The organism is Paraburkholderia ginsengiterrae (genome assembly GCF_001645125.1).
Taxonomy (GTDB): domain Bacteria; phylum Pseudomonadota; class Gammaproteobacteria; order Burkholderiales; family Burkholderiaceae; genus Paraburkholderia; species Paraburkholderia ginsengiterrae.
Genome location: NZ_LXKA01000393.1, coordinates 187,239 through 208,322, shown reverse-complemented (window position 1 = coordinate 208,322; position 21,084 = coordinate 187,239). Strand labels below are relative to the sequence as shown.

Here is a 21,084-nt window from a genome sequence, read left to right as displayed (position 1 = left end):
AGACACAACCATGAAGCAGGTCATTCGAGCGGTCGGCGCCGGCATGCTGGCGTTGGGGATACTGGGCACGGCGGGCATGGCGCGCGCCGACGACAAGGTCACATTGGGCGTCGCGATTCCAACGGCTGACCACGGATTTACCGGTGGCATCGTCTGGTGGGCGAACAAGGCGAAGGCCGATCTGGAGAAAGAACACCCCGATCTGAAAGTAATCGTGAAAACCGCGGCTGGCGCGCCCGAGCAGGCGAACCAGTTGCAGGACCTCGTGACGGTGAACAAGATCAACGCGCTGGTGATCTTTCCGTTCGAATCGGCGTCTCTCACGCAGCCGGTTGCGCAGGTGAAGAAGAAAGGTGTGTATGTGACGGTGGTGGATCGCGGCCTGACCGATACGAGCGCGCAGGATGCCTACGTGGCGGGCGACAACACCGCGTTCGGCAAGATCCCCGCTGAGTATCTGGCCAAGGCGCTCGACGGCAAGGGCGACATCGTCGCGCTGCGCGGCATTCCGACGACACTCGATAACGAGCGTTGGAGCGCGTTCACCGGCGTGCTGAAGAACTATCCGAACATCAAGATTCTCGATGCGAAGTACGCCAACTGGAATCGCGACGACGCGTTCAAGGTGATGCAGGACTACCTGACGCGCTTCAAGCATATCGACGCCGTCTGGGCCGCGGACGACGACATGGCGGTCGGCGTGCTCAAGGCCATCGACCAGGCGAAACGCAGCGACATCAAGATCGTGTTCGGCGGCGCGGGTTCGAAGGGCATGGTGAAAAACGTGATGGACGGTGCTCCGCTTATCAAGGCCGACGTGTCGTACTCGCCGAAGTTCATCTACGACGCGATCAAGCTCACCGCCGAAGCGCGCCTGAAGGGCGACAAGCTGCCGCCCACCACAATCATTCCGTCGGTGCTGATCACGAAGGAGAACGCGCAGCAGTTCTACTTTCCGGACTCGCCGTTCTGACCATGAGCATCCGGGCGCGCTTGCGGCTTGCGTTGCTCTTGCCGCACAGGCAGAGCGAGCGCGCCATCGTTCGAGGAACCGTACGATGAAAACCATCAAAGGGCCGGCGATTTTTCTCGCTCAGTTCATGGGCGACGACGTGCCGTTCGACAACCTCGCGCATCTCGCGGGCTGGGCAGCGGGTCTCGGCTTCAAAGGCATTCAGGTGCCGTGCGATCCGCGCCTGATCGATCTAGGACTGGCGGCGGCGAGCCAGACGTACTGCGACGAATTGCGCGAGATCGTGGACGATGCCGGCGTGGCGATCACCGAACTGTCGACGCATCTGCAAGGGCAGCTGGTCGCCGTGCATCCGGCTTATGACGCATTGTTCGACGGCTTTGCCGCCCAGCACGTGCGAGGCAACCCCGCGGCGCGCACGCAATGGGCGGTCGAACAGATGAAGCTCGCGGCCCAGGCGTCACAGCGTTTGGGTTTGAATACGCATGTGTCGTTTTCCGGCGCGCTCGCCTGGCCGTATCTCTACCCGTGGCCGCAGCGTCCGGCCGGTTTGATCGACGCCGCGTTCGACGAACTCGCACGCCGCTGGACGCCGATTCTCGATGCGTTCGACGCGGCCGGTGTCGACGTGTGCTACGAGCTGCATCCGGGTGAAGACCTGCACGACGGCGTGACTTTCGAGCGTTTTCTCGACGCGGTGAAGCAGCATCCGCGCGCCAACATCCTCTACGATCCGAGTCATTTCGTCTTGCAGCAACTCGACTACCTTGCGTTCATCGACATCTATCACGAGCGCATCAAGGCGTTCCACGTGAAGGATGCGGAGTTTCGCCCGAACGGCAAGCAGGGCGTGTACGGCGGCTACAGCGGGTGGGTCGAGCGCGCGGGGCGATTCAGGTCGCTGGGCGACGGACAGATCGATTTCGGTGCGGTCTTTTCGAAAATGGCGCAATACGATTTTCCCGGCTGGGCCGTGCTGGAATGGGAATGCGCGCTGAAGCATCCGCACGACGGCGCGCGCGAAGGGGCGGAGTTCATTCGCCGGCACATCATCCGCGTGGCGGAGCATGCTTTCGACGACTTCGCCGGCAGTGGCGTGGACGCGGTGCAGTTGAAGCACCTGCTCGGCATCTGAAGGCGGGCAAGCGCAAAGGAGCGAGGAGCAATGCAGCAAGGCACGCACAGAAGGCTCAGGCTGGGCATGGTCGGCGGCGGGCAGGGCGCGTTCATCGGCGCGGTGCATCGGATTGCGGCGCGGCTCGACGATCGTTTCGAACTGGTGGCGGGTGCGTTGTCGTCCGATCCGCAGCGCGCGCAAGCGAGCGCCGCCGAAGCGGGTATCGCGCGCAGCTATGCGGACTGGCGCGAGATGGCGCTTGCCGAAACCGCTCGCGACGACGGTATCGACGCGGTGGCGATCGTCACGCCGAATTATCTGCACGCGCCGGTGGCCACGGCGTTTCTCGAAGCCGGCATTCATGTGGTGTGCGACAAACCATTGGCGGTCTCGCTGGCGGAAGGCGAGGCGCTCGCGAAACTCGCGCGCGAGAAGAACAGGCTGTTTGCGTTGACGCATACCTACTCCGGCTATCCGCTCGTGCGTCACGCTCGCGAACTGATCAACGAAGGCGAGTTGGGCGAGATACGCGTGGTGCAGGTCGAATACGCGCAGGATTGGCTTGCGGAACCGATCGAAACGGCCGGCACTAACAAGCAGGCAGGTTGGCGCACGGACCCTTCGTTAGCGGGACCGGCGGGATGTCTCGGCGATATCGGCACGCATGCGTATCAGCTTGCGGCCTTCGTCACGGGGATGATGCCGCACGCGCTTTCGGCGGAAGTGCATACCTTCGTGGCGGGGCGGCGCATCGACGATCACGTGCAGGCGATGCTGCGCTATCCGAACGGCGCGCGCGGCATGCTGTGGGCGAGCCAGGTGGCAAGCGGCGCGGAAAACGCGTTGCGCCTGCGGGTGTATGGAACGAAAGCGGGCCTCGCGTTCGATCAGGAGCATCCCAACGAATTGTGGTTTACCCCACTCGGCGGCTCGGCCGAGCGTTTGACACGAGGGCGTGTGACAGGCGCGGTCGCGGCGCACGCGACGCGCGTGCCGCCGGGGCATCCCGAGGGCTATCTGGAAGCGTTCGCGCAGCTCTACAAGGACGCCGCGCTGCAGATCGAAGCGTTGGACGCGGGCCGCGCGTTACCCGCCGAAAGCCTGTTGCTCACGACGGTGGACGACGGTGTGGCGGGGTTGCGGTTTATCGATGCCGTGCTCGCGAGCAGCGCGGCGGATGGGCAGTGGCGGGCGATTATCAACGATTAGCGGCGATGCGTGAGCGGGGATCGGACTGCCAAACGTAAGCAATCCTTTGATAGTAACTGTTCCGCCTTGTCATTCTGGAAAAAGCCTTCCGGAATATGTCCTGCCATCGCCCTGAATCTACTGGGCACGCGAAGTGTGATTTAATCCGGACCGGAAATTAAATCACTCAATTCGCTATTGTATTTGACAGCGTAAATCTCGTGGCGCCATTGCATCGTGGCGATTTATTCAGAAGATTCTGTTTGGCTCGCCATTGTCCGGGGCCTGACTGCTTGAAATTTAAGAATCATAAAGCATACATCAGCGCGGACTGGGTTGCCTATTTTCCCCGTTCGGTGGTTTTGCTGTTCCGTGCAGATCCGTATCCGACTCGGACCGACCGGGCGCGCTGTGTTTCAATACGGCGCACCTCCGCCCACTGCGGCCTGGCATGTTCTTTGTCGCGCAAACGTGTGCGCCGTTATTTCGGAAATTTCCTCGTTACATGCAGTAACACATTGTAAGTGCACGTGATAGTATTCGGTTTTTCAAAATTCGGCCTGGTGTCCGGGGCGCGTTGGCGAGGCTGATTGTCCCGTCCGGCGCAGCTTGATCGGTCATTATCCGGGTCTATCGGCAAATCGAACGAAAAAACTGGCTTGGCCGTCTGGCGCAAGCCGGGTATTGCATATTGAGGAATTGAAAGTGAAACATGGAATGCTTAAAAGCCTTGGTGTAATTGGTTTGGCTTTGCTTATTGGCGGCTGTGATAACCACGCACCGGCAACGACGGCGAATACGGATTCCGCTTCGGCAGCGGTTTCTGTGTCGGCGCCGGTTGCGGCTTCAGCAACCCCGGTCGCGCAAGCCGCGCCTCCTGCCGCTTTTGCGCCGGCACTACCGATCAGTCTGAACACGCTGACACTCAAGGATGCAGGCGGCTGTTTCCTCGACGGCGCCAATGGTGCCGGCGTGACCAGTGCTCACGTTGTTGCCAAGGCAGGCGGTGATCTGTCGCTCTCGGGCTGGGCCGCGGCGCGCGTGAAGGCGGGCAAGCTGGGTTCCGCCGTTGCCGTGCAGCTTCATGGCGACAAGGATTATTTCGCGGAAGCCAAGACGGAACGACGCGAAGGCTTGGGCGCTGCACTGGGCAACGCAGCACTCGACGGCGCTGGCTTGAACCTCGAGAAGACCGCCATGGAAATCCCGGCTGGTCAGTATCGGGTGCTGTTCCTTATCCAATCCAACTCTGATTTGTTGCGCTGCGACACGGGACGTACGCTGGACGTTCAGTAAAGCACCCGGTTCAGTTCCTGGTTCGATTTGCAACTTAGAGGTGTACAGATGGTCCGCGCCAGTCAATTTCTTCGCGACGCACAGATTCGCCACTCGTCTAACCTGATTGCTGCGCCGAAGGTCTCGGTTGTGCTCCCGACGTACTGCCGGGGCTCGAACGGACTGCTGGCGCGCGCAATCGAGAGTGTTTTGTCGCAGTCGTTCGGATCGCTCGAATTGATTGTCGTGGACGATGGATCGACCGACGGAACAAGCGACGTTCTCGCGGATTTCATCGAGCATGACGACCGTGTGATCCATCTCCGCCACGACCAGAATAGTGGCTTCCCCGCACTTCGCGTCAACGAAGGTTTGCTGATGGCGCGCGGTACGTACTGCGCGTATCAGTTCGACGATGACCAGTGGACCCCGGACGCGCTGCGCGTACTCACGGCGGCGCTTGAGGCGGATCGCGATTGCGGATTGGCGTACGGCAAGGCGCAACTGAAACTGGCCGATGCCGACGACATGTACGTCGGCCAACCCTTCAACTATTCAAAGCTGGTAGAAGGCAATTTTATTGCCAATAACAGCGTGCTACATCGGCGGTCCGTGTTTGAGCAGTATGGCGGATATGACATGCATATCGTCATGCGGCGGCTTTGCGACTGGGATTTGTGGCAGCGCTGGGGGCGTGTCGTGCGCTTCCAGTTTGTCGACGAAGTCGTCAGCATTGTGTCCGTGGCACTCGAGCATTCGTTGGGCACTACCGCTCCCCTCGACGCGTTTTCGGCGCGCGCCCATATGGCGCATGACCGCAACCCGCGACTTACGCCGTCATCGCTCGCGCAATACGAAATCGACGATCTGACGCATCTGTCCTCGCTTGGCGACAGGCGCCTCGAGGACGTCTGGAGTTTGCAGGTCGCGCCTTTCCAGTCGCGCCATCGCGACGTTTGGCCGGTGGTGAGGCCGAAGTGCGGCAAGCCGTTGCAGGTTCTCGTGACGAAAGCGCATTTCGACACAACCGTCGATATCACGATCAACAATTTCCGCGCGTCGCTGTCCGACGACTTTAACTTCACGTATGTGCCGCAGATGCAGGTAGATGAAGCGAGCATTGAATGTGCCGACATCCTGCTGCTGCACCGTACGATCGACTACCATTCGCTTGAACTGCTGAGCCTCGCGCGCAAGCATGGCAAGGGCGTCGTCTACATGATGGACGACGATTTGTTGTCACTGCATGAGGTATCGCCTGAATTCGGCTATCTCGCACCGGGTGAGCCTTGTCACAATGCGCTCACAGAATTGATTCGCCAGGCCGACCTGGTTGTGACGTATTCGCCCGTGATGCAGGCTTCCGTTGCGCAGATCAATCCGCGCAATGTGTTGCTCGAGACCAATATCCCCAAAGCGTGGCTCGCGACTGCCAATGCGAAGCTTGCTGGCGCACCGTCAGCGGCCGCGAGTACGGCGCAACCTGTCAAAGTGGCCTTCGCTGGCGGCGGCGCGCGGCGCGAAGAGTTCCAGGTATTGTGGCCGGCGATCGTCGAAGTCAGCCGGCGAATGAAGGATCAGGTCGAATTTCATTTCTGGGGCTTCGAACCGAACGACCTCGGCCGGCTTGAGTCGCCTTACTCGTGTGAGCAGTATACGTTCAGCTACGACGAGTATCTGAGCCGCCTCACGCAAGCCGATTTCGACGTCATGATCGCGCCGCTTTTCACGGACAAGAGAGCAAAGCGTGCGAAGTGTCCGATCAAATTTCTCGAGATTACGGCCGCCGGCGCTCTCGGGGTCTACTCCGACGTGCAGCCCTATGCTGCCGTGGTCGATGGCGTATCGGGCCTGAAGTGCGCCAATACGATCGAGTCGTGGATCGATGCGCTGCTCAAGGCGATCAATCTTGACGTGTCCGAACGGCAGTCCATCGTTAAAGCCGCGCTGAAGCAGGTCGAAAGGCGCTTCACCAGCGAAGCTCAAGCAAACTGGGTTGGCGCGACCTTCGAGGCCGCAATGTGCCACGCGAGGTTGAATCGCCCTAGCAAGGCCGACAAACCGCGCATTGCGTATTTCTGCCACAGCCAATACCTTGGCGGTGCGGAAAATCATCTGCTGCGGCACGCGTTGCTTGCGCAGCAGTTCGGCTTTGAAGCGCTCTTCGTGCTGCCGTACATTGCTCATACCGCTCATGAAGAAGTCCAACGTCGCGCCGACCGTGCCGGGGTTCGTGTTGCCTATTTGCCGCTGGCAGTGGAGACCGAGGTCGACAAGCTTCGCGACCTGAACGAGGACATGATCGACGAGATCTCGTGGTGGCTGCGTACGCAAAAGATCGGCCTCGTCCACTCAGTCACGTTGATGCGCGAAGTCGGCGAAGCTTGCAGACGTAACGTAATTCCGCACGTGACGTCGCTTTACGCGTCAAATTCCACGGAGCCTGCCGGTATTTTCCATTGCGATGTGGTCCACTCGGATTCTCTGCTCTACGCGAATCAGTGGGGGAGATGTCTGGGCGCGCCGGCACAACGTATCCTGTCTCACACGCCGAACGCTTATTTCGAAATCGGCCAGAACGAGCGGATGCCTGCGACAACGAAGGAGTCGCTGACCATCGGCCTGTTCGGCACGGTTCAGGCAAGAAAGGGGCAGCTGCAGGCTGTTGAGGCGATCGGGATGCTCCAGAAGGAGTTCGGCGTCTGCGCACGGCTGAAAATCTACGGCTACGACCAGTTCTTTCCGGAGTATGTGGACGAATGCTGGAGGACGGCGAAGCGCTACGGCGTCGAGCGGCAAATTTCGTTCGAGGGTTTCGTCTCGGATACCGCGTCTACGCTGAAAGAGATCGATATCGTTTTGTGCGCCAGCGATTGGGAATCCTTGCCGCAGGTGATTCTTGAAGGGATGGCCGCGCGGCGGCTAGTGGTCACACCTTTGGTGGGCGGTGTTGGCGAAGTCATTTCGAATCGCAACGGCGTAGTGATTCGCGACAACAGTGCAAGCGCCATCGCGCACGGTCTTCTGGAAGCAAGCCAGATGGATCCCGCCGATCTGAATGCGCGCCTGTCGCTGGCTCTGCAGGTCGCCGAAGGCGAATGCTCGCGCGATGCAGTGGCGAAGTCACTGTTCAAGCTGTATCAGAACGCGATGCAGCGCTGCGCGGCTCGTTCGCGCGCAATCCAGCCGAGCGTTGCGGCGGTTGCCAGGACGCCGCAGGCGCCGATCGTGCATGAACACATACTTTTCCAGACGCTCGAGCGCGTGAGAACCCAACTGAATGAGCTGAACGGCATCGCCGACAGAATCGAAGAATACAGGATCAACTGATGTTGAAGATAGATTTGGGATGTGGGCCAAGTAAGCAAAACGGTTTTGTCGGTGTTGACCGGTTCTCCCTGCCAGGTGTGGATGTCGTAGCCGATCTGGATAAGCGGCTGCCGTTTGACGACGACTCGGTTGAGTTGGTGTATGCATCGCATTCGCTTGAACACGTCGGCGACCTGATGAACACAATGCGGGAAATTTATCGCGTCTGCCGGCATGGCGCGCAGGTTTGCATCGTCGCGCCCTACAACGAGCAGAAGCTCAACCTCGCCAACCCGTATCACCGTTGGGTATTCAACGAGCACACACCGCGGTTCTGGTCCGACTACCCCAAGACCCCGCTCGACGCTGACGAGTACCGTCATCCCCACGCGGGAGACTGGGGTTTGTCGCGTTCCGATCACGCGAATCCGGGGCTCGAGCTGCGTCTGATCAATATGGAGTTCTTCTATTTTCCCGAGTATGAAGACCTTCCGCCCGAGGAGCAGCGCAAGCTACGCCATCAACGGATGGACGTGTGCGATCAGGTTATGTACCACCTGATCGTATGGAAAGAGACGGCGGACACGGGTGTTCCGTTCGAGGAATTCGTCGCGACCGTTGAGCGGTATGAGCCGCGCTACGTGATGCAGCGCAAGGCGCATTCGTACGAGCACACCGTGCGGCGCCTGACGCAACAGCGAGATGAGGCGCTCGCAGCGGTTGCAGCCTTGCATGCCGATTTGTCGAAAAGTGATCAGGCCATTGCCGAGCAGTCTCGCAGCGGAGCACGCATTGCCGAACTGAATGCGCTGATTGAACGTACTGAGGCACTGCTTGGCGATACGCGAGCGGAGAACCATGCGCTGCGTTTGCGTGAAGTCGAGCGCTTTCAGCGGATCGACGAGTTAGGCGCGCAACTGCTTTCATCGAGAAACGACTCGCTTCGCCATCAGGAAGAGGCGCGCGTGTTATCGCACACCGCCGAGCGTTTTCGCAGCGAGGCGCAGGGCGCAAGCACCGCGTTGTTGCAAGCGCAAACCGAAATGACATCGCTTGCCGAGTCGGTTGAGCATCATCGTAATAAGGTACAGGGCCTGACCGAGCACGTCAGCGTGCTAACGGACCGGTTGCACGCGGCACAGGAAACGATCCAGGTTTCGGAGGCAAGCGCGGATCAGACGCGTACGCTGCTGGCGACTTTGACGCAAAGAAATCAGTATTTGACCGATCTGGCCGAGAACGCCAAGAAGGTCCAGGCCGATCTGGTTTTCGCGCGAGCTGAGCTTGAAGCATCCAACGGTCTTGCTGCCTGGCATCGAAGCAGGGAAGAACTACTGACGAACGAGAATGCGCGTCTGAGCGCTGAAGTGGCCCGTTTGGCGACTGAAATTACGTCGATTGCGAGCACCGACCTGCTCGAAGCTCGTAAGACGGCTGAAGAACTCGGACGCCAATTGTCCGCGCGCAGAGCGTCCCGATCGGCGCGTCTTTCGTACTTTCTGTCGTCGGGGAATATGTCGTGGCGGCACATCGGACCCGCATTTGCGGACCTGAAGGCGTACTCGGAGAAATTCTTCCGGCGTTCGTCGAAAACGCAGTTCAGTCTTGGTGGCGATCTGCGTGGCGTGCCGTACATTGAGTACACGATGCCATTCAAGGCGCCGAGCCTGCGTTCGGTGTCGCTTGCTGTCCACCCTTTGCTACGAACCGACTCCGGCACGATCGGTATTGAAATCGTGTCGGCCGAGAAAGAAATCGTGACTCGCTCAAGCGTGCCGCTCGCCGGGATAGATCGTTATTCGCCGACCGAGTTTGTGCTGCCGGCCGAAGTGAACGGCCTGGATACCGGTTGGGGCTTACGCGTGTTCGCGACAGGCGTTGACGTGCCGGTGTCCGTTTTCGAGCTGACCGACTATTCGTTGTTCCGTCGGCGTATCAAGATCGCTCCGTTTGCATTGCTGAGCTAGCCTGGGTTCAGATGTCGCATCTCCGGCGCGTCGGGACAACGCACGTAGTCTATGTTCCGACGCGCAGTCAATCCCAGGTTCGCGCGCGGCTCACTGCCTGCTCTTCTTAATCTGCTCTTCGAACGCGAGGTCGAGCTTGCTCGCCTTGCGCGGCTTCTGCGGGCCGAAGGCATCGACGAATTTGACGAAGTCGTCGAGCGTGAGCGGATCGGAGACTTTCTTGTCCGTGCCGCTCGATTTGTCGACCAGATAAAACAGGCCGCCGGACAGGCTGATCGCGGCAAACTGCGGATTGCCGCTGCGCGTTTTCAGCCGTTCGACGGCGTGGATGGCTCGGGTGGTGCGCATGATGTGGGACTGCTAGTCGGGGAGAGACTGCTACTTTAACAATTTCCCCGGTGGCCGCGCACCGCCCGAACGCGCCAGCTTACTGGCTCAGGTAAACGAACTTGCCGTTCCTGATCACGCCCATCACGCTGGCGCGCTGATCCAGGCCGACGTGATCCTTCGCGCTCGTATTGACCACGCCGTTCGGCACGACCAGTTCATGCGCGTGCTCGAGTTCATCGCGCAGCGCGACGCGAAACGCCGGCGTGCCCGGCTGCGCCGTCTTCAACGCGCGGGCCACGGCATCCTGCAAACGCGGGTACACGCCGGCCGCGTCGCCCGCGAATTGCGTCACGCTGTCCGGGCCGTACTTCGCCTCATAGGCATTGACGAATGCGAGCGCCGCTTTCTTCGCCGGATGATCCGCGGGCAGCGTGCGCGCCACCACCACCGGCTGCGTCGGGAACAGCGTACCTTCCACGTCCTTGCCGCCGAGCTTGATGAATTCCGGCGTGGCGATGCCGTGCGTCTGATAGATCGGGCCCTTGAAGCCGCGCTCGATCAGCGTGCGCTGCGGCAGCACCGTGGGCGTGCCGGCGCCGGCGATCAGGATCGCGTCGGGTTTGGCCGCCATCAGCTTCAGGATCTGGCCGGTCACGCTCGCATCAGTACGGTTGTAGCGCTCGGTGGCGACCAGCTGGATATGGCGCAGCGCCGCGAATTTGCTGAATTCGTTCAGCCAGCTTTCGCCGTAGCCGTCCGCGAAACCGATGAAGCCCACCGTTTTCACGTTGTGGTTCGACATGTAGCGTGTCATCACGTCGGCCATCGCGCTGTCGGTCTGCGCCATCTTGTAGGCCCAGACCTTCTTGCCTTCCTGCGGTTCGACCACGCTTGCCGAGCCGATCAGCGTGATCATCGGCGTCTGGCTCTCGGCGACCGGATCGAGCGCGGCCATTGCCGCCGGCGTGATGTTCGGGCCGACGATCACGTCGACGTGGTCCTCGTTGATCAGCTTGCGGATGTTGCGCACGGCGGCGCCCGGGTCGGAGGCGTCGTCGAGGAAGATGTAGTCGGCCTTCTGGCCGGCGATGGTGGCGGGCCACATCAGCATCGCGTTCTTGCTGGTGATGCCGATCACGGCCGCCGGGCCGGTGCTCGACAGGTCGATCCCGACCTTGATGTCGGCGTGGGCCGAAGTGGCGAGCAGGAGCGCGCCAAAGCCAAAAGCGGCGGCGAGGCCGCGAAATTTATTCTTATGCGACGTCATCGAAAGGTCTCCGTAGCGGAAATAGCGGGAAGCGGTGGTGATGTCAGAGTTCGTAGGTTTCGTGTTCGCCCTTGAGCGCCTGTTCGATCAGCTTGCGGTTCATGGACGGCGACAGCAGCTCGACGAGCGTATACACATAGCTGCGCAGATACGCGCCCTGCTTCAGCGCGACCCGCGTCACATTGCTGCCGAACAGATGCCCGACCGGCATGGCGCGCAAATGACGGTCGCGCTCGGCGTTGAACGCGATATCCGCCATGATGCCGACGCCCAGGCCCAGCTCGACATAGGTCTTGATCACGTCGGCGTCGATCGCCTCCAGCACGATGTCCGGATGCAGCCCGCGCAGGCGGAATGCCTCGTTGATCTTGGTGCGCCCGGCGAATGCGTTGTCGTAAGTGATCAGCGGATATTGGGTCAGATCGTCCAGCGACAGCAGTTTGCGGTCGAGCAGCGGATGATCCGGCTGCATCACCGCAACGTGGTGCCACTGGAAGCAGGGCAGCGAGACCAGTTCCTTATAGTTGGCGATCGCTTCGGTGGCGATGGCGAGATCGGCCTGGTCGTGCAGCACCATCTCGGCCACCTGGGTCGGGCTGCCTTGCAGAATTGAAAGGTGGACTTTGGGGAAGCGCTTCTTGAATTCGGCGATCGCGGCCGGCAGCGAGTAGCGTGCCTGCGTGTGGGTGGCGGCGATCACCAGATTGCCCTGATCCTGCGCCGCGTAATCTTTACCGACGCGCTTGAGGCTCTCCACCTCCTGCAGAATCCGCTCGACCGACTGCAAAATGATGCGCCCCGGCTCGGTCAGCGAGCGCACGCGCTTGCCATGCCGCGTGAAGATTTCCACGCCCAGCTCGTCCTCCAGCTCGATGATCGCCTTGGAGACGCCCGGCTGGCTCGTATACAGCGCCTTCGCCGCTTCGGTCAGGTTGAAATTCTGCCGCACAGCCTCGCGCACGAAGCGGAACTGGTGCAGGTTCATATATAACCTCTTCGCATATCAAAAGAATTTTTTAGTCGTTTGAAATATAAGGCGAGTTTATTACGATCTGTCCATCTTTTTCAATATGGATATCTGTATTTGGCATAAGCAAATGAGCGATGGGTCTAAACCCTCGTTTGCGGTTGCCGACTAAGAGCAGGTGTCCATCGCGCGGCAAAACCGGATTGCCGCGTGTCACTGCAAAAAATTGGGGTCCCCGAATGTACCAATACGATCAGTACGACCAGACCATCGTCGATGAACGGGTCGCGCAATACGCCGATCAGGTTCGCCGCCGTTTGTCGGACGAATTGAGCGAAGAGGAGTTTCGTCCGCTGCGCCTGCAGAACGGCCTGTACCTGCAGCGTCACGCGTACATGCACCGCATCGCGATTCCGTACGGCAACCTGCGCAGCGACCAGATGCGCGTGCTCGCGCAGATCGCGCGCGAACACGACCGTGGCTACGGCCATTTCTCGACGCGCTCGAACATCCAGTACAACTGGATCAAGCTCGAAGAAACGCCGGAAATCCTGCGCAAGCTCGCCGCGGTGCAAATGCACGGCATTCAGACCTCGGGCAACTGCATCCGCAACATCACCGCCGACCAGTTCGCCGGCGTCGCGCCGGATGAAGTGGTCGATCCGCGTCCGTGGGCGGAAATCCTGCGTCAATGGTCGACGTTCCACCCGGAATTCGCGTGGCTGCCGCGCAAGTTCAAGATCGCCGTGTCGGGCTCGAAAGAAGACCGCGCTGCCGTGCAGATTCACGACATGGGCGTGTATCTGCGCAAGAACGAGCAGGGCGAGCTGGTGGCCGATATTCTGGCCGGTGGCGGTCTGGGCCGCACGCCGATCGTGGGCGCGATCATCCGCCGCGATCTGCCGTGGCAACATCTGCTGACGTACTGCGAGGCCGTGCTGCGTGTGTACAACCGCTACGGCCGCCGCGACAACATGTACAAGGCGCGTATCAAGATTCTCGTGAAGGCGTTGAGCCCGGAGAAATTCTCGGCGCAAGTCGAAGAAGAATGGCAGCACCTGAAGGACGGCCCGTCAACGCTCACGCAGGCCGAAGTCGACCGCGTGGCGCAGTACTTCCAGCCGCCGGTGTATGAAAAGCTGGCCGACACCGACGCATCGTTCGAAAAGCATCTGCTGGAGAGCCGCGCGTTTGCGCGCTGGGTCGAGCGTAACGTGCGTCCGCACAAGGTGGCGGGCTATGCGGCGGTGACGCTGTCGCTCAAGCCGGCCACAGTCGCGCCGGGCGATGCAACCGATGCGCAGATGGAAGCGGTCGCCGATTGGGCCGACGAGTATTCGTTCGGCCAGATTCGCGTGTCGCACGAACAGAACCTGATTCTCGCCAACGTCAAGAAGCGCGATCTGTTTGCGCTGTGGGAAAAGGCCAAGGCACAAGGTTTCGCGACGCCGAACATCGGCTTGCTGACCGACATCATCGCGTGCCCGGGCGGCGATTTCTGCTCGCTCGCGAATGCCAAGTCGATTCCGATCGCGCTCGCCATCCAGCAGCGTTTCGACGATCTGGACTACGTGTACGACCTCGGCGACGTGTCGCTGAACATCTCGGGCTGCATCAACGCCTGCGGCCACCACCACGTCGGCAACATCGGCATTCTGGGTGTCGATAAGGACGGCTCGGAGTGGTATCAGGTGACGCTCGGCGGCGAGCAGGGTTCGGGCGCCACTGGCGCGCACCTTGGCCGCGTGATCGGCCCGTCGTTCTCGGCGGAAGAAATGCCGGACGTGATCAGCAAAGTGATCGACACGTTCGTTGAGAACCGTCAGGAAGGCGAGCGCTTCGTCGAAACGTACAACCGCATCGGCATCACCCCGTTCAAGGAACGTGTGTACGCCTCGCGTCAACCGGCTCACGCGTAACCGCGACAAGGATACTGAACAGATGGCTTCTATCATCAAGAACCGCGCAATCGTCAACGATGACTGGACGGTCGTGCGCCCGGCGGAAGACGGCTCGTTGCCGGCGGTGAACGAACTGCCGGCCGGCAAGGTGCTGGTGCCGCTCGCGTTGTGGCAGGCTGAGCGCGATTCGCTCGCTGCCTCGCGCAGTGCGGCCGAGATCGGCGTGTGGCTCGCACCGGACAGCGAGCCGGCGGATATCGTCGGCGACTTCGACAAGCTCGCGCTGATCGGCGTGGACTTCCCGGTGTTCCGCGACGGCCGCGGCTATAGCATTGGCCGCCTGTTGCGCGAGCGCTATGGCTACAAGGGCGAGCTGCGCGCCATCGGCGACGTGCTGCGCGACCAGATCACGTTCATGTTCCGTTGCGGCTTCGACTCGTACGCGTTGCGCGCGGACAAGGACTTCAACGATGCGCTCAAAGCGTTCGATGAATTCAGCTTCAACTATCAGGGCGCGGTGAACTCGTCGCCGCTGTTCCGCCGCCGTGAAGCGGGCGAACTGGCAAAGGCTTCAGCATGAGCGACGTTCAATCGCTCACGCCGGAACTCGCCGCGAAGGTCGAGCGCCTCGATGCGCTGCTCGACTCGATCGCCGCGCGTCACGCGAACGTGAAGCTCGCCAGCAGCCTCGCCGCGGAAGACATGCTGCTTACGCATGCCATTCTGTCGCGTGGCGTGAAGATCGGCATCTTCTCGCTGAACACGGGCCGCCTGCACGCCGAGACGCTCGGCATGCTCGATCGTGTGAGAGAGCGCTACGGCTATGAGATCGAACAGTTTCATCCGCAAGCTGCCGCGGTTGAGGAATATGTCGGCTCGCATGGTCTGAACGCGTTTTATGAAAGCGTCGATCTGCGTAAGCGCTGCTGCGAAATCCGCAAGGTCGAACCGTTGAACCGCGCGCTGTCGGACGTCAGCGCCTGGGTGACGGGCCAGCGCCGTGAGCAATCGGTGACGCGTGCCGAACTGCACGAGGAAGAGCACGACGGCGCGCGCAACATCGCCAAGTTCAATCCGCTGACGGACTGGACCGAAGCCGAAGTGTGGGACTACCTGAAGGCGTTCGACGTGCCGGTCAATCCACTGCATGCGCGCGGTTATCCGAGCATCGGCTGTGAACCGTGTACGCGGGCGATCCGCCCCGGTGAAGATAGCCGGGCGGGGCGTTGGTGGTGGGAGTCGCGCGATACGAAGGAATGCGGACTGCACATCACGACGATTACCCCGATTGCGGTCGACAGCGGCGCGAATGCCTCGGCCTGAATTTCGAAGCGTCCAGGCCTTGATTTCCAGTTTGGATGCCGAATATACCGATTTGAATACTTCCGCGTGGCGGGCAACCGTCCGCCAGGCGAATTGAAGAAGGACCCAAACATGAGCACCACGCTCGATCCCATTGTGAACGCACCGCTCGCCAACACCGCAAACCGGATGGACCACCTCGACTGGCTCGAAGCCGAGCCGATTCACATCCTGCGCGAACTGGTCGCGGAATGCAGCAAGCCTGCGCTACTGTTTTCCGGTGGCAAGGATTCGGTCGTGGTGCTGGCGCTCGCGCTGAAGGCGTTCGGCATCGGTGCGAATCGCAAGACCGTTCTGCCGTTCCCGCTCGTGCACATCGACACCGGCCACAACTACGACGAAGTGATCGACTTCCGCGATCGTCGTGCGAAAGAGATTGGCGCCGAACTGGTGGTGGGCCATGTGGAAGATTCGATCAAGCGCGGCACCGTGCGTCTGCGCCGCGAGACAGATTCGCGCAATGCCGCGCAGGCCGTCACGCTGCTCGAAACCATCGAACACCACGGCTATACCGCGTTGATCGGCGGCGCGCGCCGCGATGAAGAAAAGGCCCGTGCGAAAGAGCGGATTTTCTCGTTCCGCGACGAGTTCGGCCAATGGGATCCGAAGGCGCAGCGCCCGGAACTGTGGAGCCTGTACAACGCGCGTCTGCATAACGGCGAACACCTGCGCGTGTTCCCGATTTCGAACTGGACCGAACTCGACGTGTGGCAGTACATCGCTCGCGAAAATCTCGAACTGCCGTCGATCTACTACGCGCACCAGCGCGAGATCGTGCGCCGCAACGGCCTGCTCGTGCCGGTTACGCCGCTCACGCCGATGCGTGAAGGCGAGACCAGCGAAACCGCGCTGGTGCGTTTCCGCACCGTGGGCGACATCAGCTGCACGTGCCCGGTGGAAAGCGATGCGGACAATCTCGAGAAGATCATCGCCGAAACGGCCGTGACTGAAATCACGGAACGTGGCGCGACGCGGATGGACGATCAGGTTTCCGAAGCCGCGATGGAACAGCGCAAGAAGCAAGGTTATTTCTAAGCACACGAACGAGGGCAATGCAATCATGAGTAGTATTCATCAACCTGAAGACCTCGGCGTGCTGCGTTTCATTACCGCGGGCAGCGTGGACGACGGCAAGAGCACGTTGATCGGCCGCCTGCTGTACGACAGCAAGGCGGTGCTCTCCGACCAGCTTTCGGCCCTGTCGCGCGCGAAGAACAAGCGTACCGTGGGCGACGAAATCGACCTGTCGCTGTTGACCGACGGCCTCGAAGCCGAACGCGAGCAGGGCATTACGATCGACGTGGCGTACCGTTACTTCGCGACCGCCAAGCGCAAGTTCATCATCGCCGACACGCCGGGCCACGAGCAGTACACGCGCAACATGGTGACGGGTGCGTCGACGGCGCACGCCGCAATCATCCTGGTCGACGCGACGCGCGTGACCTTTGTGGACGGTGTGGCGCAACTGCTGCCGCAGACCAAGCGCCATAGCGCGATCGTGAAGCTGCTCGGCCTGCAGCATGCAATCGTCGCGATCAACAAGATGGATCTGGTCGACTACAGCGAGCAGCGTTTCAACGAGATCCGCGATGCGTATGTTGAGCTTGCGCGCCATCTCGGTTTGAGCGATGTGCGCTTCGTGCCGGTGTCGGCGCTCAAGGGCGACAACATCGTGACCGCGAGCGAAAGCATGCCCTGGTACGCGGGCGAGCCGCTGCTCGACTTGCTCGAAGCGTTGCCGGTCGAAGTACCGACGGGCCAGGCGCTGCGTTTCCCGGTGCAATGGGTGGCGCGCCAGGACGGCAGCCAGGCTGACGATTTCCGCGGCTACATGGGCCGTGTCGAAGCTGGCGAAGTGAAGGTGGGCGACACGATTGTCGTGTTGCCGGCGAATCGCGAAGCGACGGTTGCCGAGATCATCGCTCCGGTGGTGGGCGGCACGGCGCAGGTGGACCGCGCATTTGCGGGTCAAACGGTGACGATTCGTCTGGCTGAAGATGTGGACGTGTCGCGCGGCGATACGTTCGTGCTGAGCGAGGCGGCGCCGGAGCCGGCGAAGAAGCTGGAAGCGGACCTGTGCTGGTTCGACGACACGCCGCTGTCGACGCACCGCAAGTATCTGTTGAAGCAGACCACCAATACGGTGTTCGCGCGCATCGGTGCGATCAAGGAAGTGCTCGACGTGCATACGCTGTCGCAGGCGACCGATCGCAAGGAACTGGCGATGAACGATATTGGCCGCGTGGCGCTGACGTTGCAGAAGCCGCTGGTGTGCGATGTGTATGACACGCATCAGGGGACGGGGGCGTTCGTGCTGATCGACGAAGCGACGCATCATACTGTTGCTGCCGGGATGATTCGGGCGTTTTCGGCGTAAGTGCCAGGTTTTGCCGCGTATCGCTGATGGGTTAATGGACAGGTTGACGCGAATGGGTAAGGTTTATCTGATCGGCGCGGGGCCGGGTGCTGCGGACCTGATCACGGTGCGCGGCGCGCGGCTTCTCGGCACCGCCGATGTCGTGTTGCACGATGCGCTCGTCGAACCTGCCATGTTGGACTATGCGCCTTCGCATGCGCGGCGGATTGCTGTAGGTAAGCGGTGCGGGCAGTTGTCGACGGCGCAGCAGTTCATCAACAAGCAGATTGTGGATGCTGCTTTGGAGCACGATGTTGTCGTGCGGCTCAAGGGCGGTGATCCTATGTTGTTCGGGCGTGCCGATGAAGAGATGCGGGCGCTCGAGGCTGCTGGTATCGAGTATGAGGTTGTGCCTGGGATTACGGCGGCTCTCGCCAGTGCGGCTTCTCTGAAACGGTCTCTCACTCTGCGGGGTGTTTCGCGCAGTGTTGCGCTGGCTACTTTTAGTCGGGCGCCTGGGTCTGAGGAGATTCGCGAGCACGTGAATGCAGATTCGCTCGTGTTTTATATGGGCCGGGATAGTGGGGTTGAGATTGCTCAGCAGTTGATTGATGCTGGGAGGTCTGCTTCTACGCCTGTCGCCATTGTTGAGGCTTGTAGTACCTCGCGTGAGAGGACGGTTACTTTTACGCTTGAAGAGCTTGCTGCTGGCGAGGCTGTCAAGTGGGTCGATGCTTCGCAGCCCAGTTTGTTGATGATCGGGGAAGCGTTTGCTGCCCGGCAGGTTGAGGTTGGGCGCTCCGCGGGTGGGTTGTTGGTGGCAGCTTGATTTGTTTGTCTGTCTGTTTTCCCCGGGTGTTGTTGGCCTTTCCTTGAATTCACGGTGGTCTATTAGCGTTGCCCCTGTGCGGGGCGGCACCTACTTTCTTTGCGGCGGCAAAGAAAGTAGGCAAAGAAAGCCGCTTCACACCGCAAATTCTTAAGCGGGTCCCCTGGCTTGGAGGGGGTAGTGGTGCATCTGGAATCTGTGTTCTCGCACACTCCACCTTGGTGACAAGGCAGTCATTCTTCCCGCCTCGCGCTACGCGCTCGCCGGAACGGCCCGCTCAAAACATGTGGCTCCGTTTGCGCTGACAAAGGAGTTGTTCTTCCGGCGGCGCTTCGCGCGCCGTCGCGGTAGTTCATAAACCGTTTGGTTCGTTTTGTGCGGTGTGGGGCTGTCTTGCTACGCTATGTCGTGCGAGTCCGTGTCAGTGTGCTGTCGCTGTACGGCGCTGAGTGGTTTTGAAGCGAATGTGCTTGCACTGCATCACCCCGGCCGCGCCAATGCGCTCGCGGCCATTTGATGCTTTCTTGCTCGCCTTCGTCAGAAGCTTCGTCGCGTGACGCGCGGTGAGGCGGGTTTGAGAAATTCCCTTCGCATCAAGCGCAATGACCCGATACAACTCGCGGTCGACCTCCACTTCTCGCTGATAATCCTCCACCGTATCAATCAATAAACCCAGTAGTGTTCGCTGGTGTTGCCTCTCGTCGTGTGTCACAGCAGGACTCCTATATATTGAGGCTACAAATGTGATCAGCTTATCCAGTTGCCCCTTCTGCCGTTCGATGAGGTCAAAAGCAGATAGCGCGAGTTTTTCGTATTGAAGCGCATCAACAGGTGGGCGCGAAGCGGGGCGAGAATTCTTGGCGGATTTACTCATTTGCGATCTCCCTGAAGCTGATGTAGATCGCTCAACACTCGTTTGCACGGTGGTGAGCGGGCTCAGTGATACGGTTGACAGACTGGCCCAAACCAAACCAGCAGACCCTAGGGTCTCCCTATCACGGCCCGCCCATAACAATAGGACGTGCAGATATAGTCGCACACTCTGCTTGGGCAGGTGTGCAGGTTTGGGTGGCAGGCTGTCAAACCCGACCGTCACTGTTTTGACGGTGAATCGAGTTTAAATCGTATTGATTCACGAGTGATCGCCTAAGCGAGCTAAAGGGTGAGCCGCAGGATATTTTCTGAATTTTCTCGGGCATCAAGGAATAAGGGACTACAGCGCTAAAGAATATTCAGCGAGTAATGTGGCGAAGGTTGCCGAGGTGTCGCAACGGCGCGCTTAGCGCCGCCAGACTTTCAGTTGGTCCTATTTCCCCGCGTTCCAGGGCGCCTGGGATTACTTCTAAAGGGGGATCCTATGCCGGTAAGGTGCACATTCTTTTTAAGAAACAAAATGACTTCAACGTCGTAATGTTTGGGTTTGGTGACCATACGAAATGGTTCATGCTCTGGAACGCTCACGGCGGAGACACGACGATGATTAACGGCATCAGGCGAGGACATTTCAGGCTGCATCCCGAAGGGCCGATGAGGTTGAGTCAAGGGTGTATTACTGTCGTTAGTCCGTTCGCCTTCGATAGCCTTCGGCGGTACATTCGTTCGCACCAGGCAGACTTGCCCGTCCCAGGCTCAACGTTGCGCGCATACGGTACGGTCGAAGTGCGATGAAAGCCATTCTTATCCGTGTTCCGCGAGTGCTTGGTGTATTCGCTACATGGTGCGTCGGCGTATGGACTCTCGGTGCGCTAATTTCGAGGTCTTCGTTCTGGATACCGATCTGGCTGTGGAACGTGATTGCCGCCGTTATCGAGGCAAGCGGGCGGGAGGACTTATTCGACGAAGACTTTATCGAAACAACTGCCCTTACGTGCTTGCTTGTTACATGCTGCGTAGTGGTCGCACTTGCCATGCGCGTCGTGTGGATTTTGCTCGCTCGCGGTACCAGGACGAGATAGTCAACGTACCGAAAGAGAAAGGTCCACGTACGCGGGGCTCTTTAATCGAGGCTCAGCCCGCAGGCCCACCCAGTTGCCCGAAGTGAAGTACCGCGGCGGCGCGCGCAGCGCTGTCGGAAGAATGACTGCCTTGTCACTCACGCGGAGTGCGCGAGATGACAGATTCCAGATGCACCACTACCCCCTCCAAGCCAGGGGCTCCGCTTAAGAATTAGCGGTGTGAAGCGGCTTTCTTTGCCTACTTTCTTTGCCGCCGCAAAGAAAGTAGGTGCCGCCCCGCACAGGGGC

At 60.3% G+C, this 21,084-nt stretch carries 17 protein-coding genes; 13 read left to right on the top strand and 4 right to left on the bottom strand.

The window, feature by feature from the left end; genetic code table 11:
- The first annotated feature begins 10 nt into the window (after window positions 1-10).
- The 6 genes from A6V37_RS38510 (at window position 11) to A6V37_RS38485 (ending at window position 9,829) form a co-directional block, all read left to right on the top strand.
- Complete coding sequence (locus A6V37_RS38510; RefSeq protein ID WP_064269010.1) at window positions 11-973, top strand: substrate-binding domain-containing protein; 963 nt, start codon at window positions 11-13, stop codon at window positions 971-973.
- Between the two features lie 85 nt (window positions 974-1,058).
- Window positions 1,059-2,108, top strand: a complete 1,050-nt coding sequence (locus A6V37_RS38505) for a sugar phosphate isomerase/epimerase family protein (protein ID WP_064269011.1) — start codon at window positions 1,059-1,061, stop codon at window positions 2,106-2,108.
- A gap of 30 nt (window positions 2,109-2,138) precedes the next feature.
- A complete protein-coding gene (locus A6V37_RS38500) occupies window positions 2,139-3,299 on the top strand; it encodes a Gfo/Idh/MocA family protein (RefSeq protein ID WP_064269012.1) in 1,161 nt (386 codons plus the stop codon).
- 588 nt (window positions 3,300-3,887) lie between these two features.
- Window positions 3,888-4,574 carry a hypothetical protein gene (locus A6V37_RS38495; protein WP_157447940.1) on the top strand — a complete coding sequence of 229 codons (687 nt, stop codon included), beginning with the start codon at window positions 3,888-3,890 and terminating at the stop codon, window positions 4,572-4,574.
- A gap of 48 nt (window positions 4,575-4,622) precedes the next feature.
- Window positions 4,623-7,883, top strand: coding sequence for a glycosyltransferase (locus A6V37_RS42975; protein WP_064269014.1), 3,261 nt, complete (start codon window positions 4,623-4,625; stop codon window positions 7,881-7,883).
- Window positions 7,883-9,829, top strand: coding sequence for a methyltransferase domain-containing protein (locus tag A6V37_RS38485; RefSeq protein WP_082902747.1), 1,947 nt, complete (start codon window positions 7,883-7,885; stop codon window positions 9,827-9,829). The genes A6V37_RS42975 and A6V37_RS38485 overlap by 1 nt, the downstream gene beginning before the upstream one ends.
- Before the next feature lie 90 nt (window positions 9,830-9,919).
- Here the strand turns inward: A6V37_RS38485 and A6V37_RS38480 are convergent, their stop codons facing one another.
- The 3 genes from A6V37_RS38480 to A6V37_RS38470 all read right to left on the bottom strand — a co-directional run bounded on the left by A6V37_RS38480 (window position 9,920) and on the right by A6V37_RS38470 (window position 12,411).
- The gene (locus A6V37_RS38480; RefSeq protein WP_064269016.1) at window positions 9,920-10,177 is read right to left on the bottom strand and encodes a hypothetical protein; all 258 of its coding nucleotides are present in this window, start codon (window positions 10,175-10,177) and stop codon (window positions 9,920-9,922) included.
- Between the two features lie 79 nt (window positions 10,178-10,256).
- Window positions 10,257-11,426, bottom strand: a complete 1,170-nt coding sequence (locus A6V37_RS38475) for an ABC transporter substrate-binding protein (RefSeq protein ID WP_064286951.1) — start codon at window positions 11,424-11,426, stop codon at window positions 10,257-10,259.
- 43 nt (window positions 11,427-11,469) lie between these two features.
- Complete coding sequence (locus A6V37_RS38470) at window positions 11,470-12,411, bottom strand: CysB family HTH-type transcriptional regulator (protein WP_020065144.1); 942 nt, start codon at window positions 12,409-12,411, stop codon at window positions 11,470-11,472.
- A gap of 221 nt (window positions 12,412-12,632) precedes the next feature.
- On the opposite strand from A6V37_RS38470, the gene A6V37_RS38465 reads away from it, so the two are divergent.
- The 6 genes from A6V37_RS38465 to cobA all read left to right on the top strand — a co-directional run bounded on the left by A6V37_RS38465 (window position 12,633) and on the right by cobA (window position 18,841).
- Window positions 12,633-14,312, top strand: coding sequence for a nitrite/sulfite reductase (locus A6V37_RS38465; protein ID WP_064269018.1), 1,680 nt, complete (start codon window positions 12,633-12,635; stop codon window positions 14,310-14,312).
- A 22-nt stretch (window positions 14,313-14,334) separates the two neighbouring features.
- Window positions 14,335-14,874: a DUF934 domain-containing protein gene (locus tag A6V37_RS38460; protein ID WP_064269019.1), complete on the top strand. Its 540-nt coding sequence runs from the start codon at window positions 14,335-14,337 to the stop codon at window positions 14,872-14,874.
- On the top strand, window positions 14,871-15,617 hold the full coding sequence (locus tag A6V37_RS38455; RefSeq protein ID WP_064269020.1) for a phosphoadenylyl-sulfate reductase: 747 nt from the start codon (window positions 14,871-14,873) through the stop codon (window positions 15,615-15,617). Before A6V37_RS38460 ends, A6V37_RS38455 begins: the two co-directional genes overlap by 4 nt.
- Before the next feature lie 111 nt (window positions 15,618-15,728).
- The gene (gene cysD, locus A6V37_RS38450; protein ID WP_064286950.1) at window positions 15,729-16,691 is read left to right on the top strand and encodes a sulfate adenylyltransferase subunit CysD; all 963 of its coding nucleotides are present in this window, start codon (window positions 15,729-15,731) and stop codon (window positions 16,689-16,691) included.
- A 25-nt stretch (window positions 16,692-16,716) separates the two neighbouring features.
- Entirely contained in the window at window positions 16,717-18,033 is a 1,317-nt protein-coding gene (locus tag A6V37_RS38445) for a sulfate adenylyltransferase subunit 1 (RefSeq protein ID WP_064269022.1), read from the top strand.
- 52 nt (window positions 18,034-18,085) lie between these two features.
- Window positions 18,086-18,841 (top strand): uroporphyrinogen-III C-methyltransferase, encoded by a 756-nt coding sequence (cobA, locus tag A6V37_RS38440; protein ID WP_064269063.1) that lies wholly within the window; start codon window positions 18,086-18,088, stop codon window positions 18,839-18,841.
- A gap of 421 nt (window positions 18,842-19,262) precedes the next feature.
- Here the strand turns inward: cobA and A6V37_RS38435 are convergent, their stop codons facing one another.
- Window positions 19,263-19,715, bottom strand: coding sequence for a hypothetical protein (locus tag A6V37_RS38435; protein ID WP_064269023.1), 453 nt, complete (start codon window positions 19,713-19,715; stop codon window positions 19,263-19,265).
- A gap of 368 nt (window positions 19,716-20,083) precedes the next feature.
- Between A6V37_RS38435 and A6V37_RS42970 the strand changes: the two genes are divergently transcribed.
- Window positions 20,084-20,509, top strand: a complete 426-nt coding sequence (locus tag A6V37_RS42970) for a tlde1 domain-containing protein (protein WP_082902748.1) — start codon at window positions 20,084-20,086, stop codon at window positions 20,507-20,509.
- Window positions 20,510-21,084: the final 575 nt, after the last annotated feature.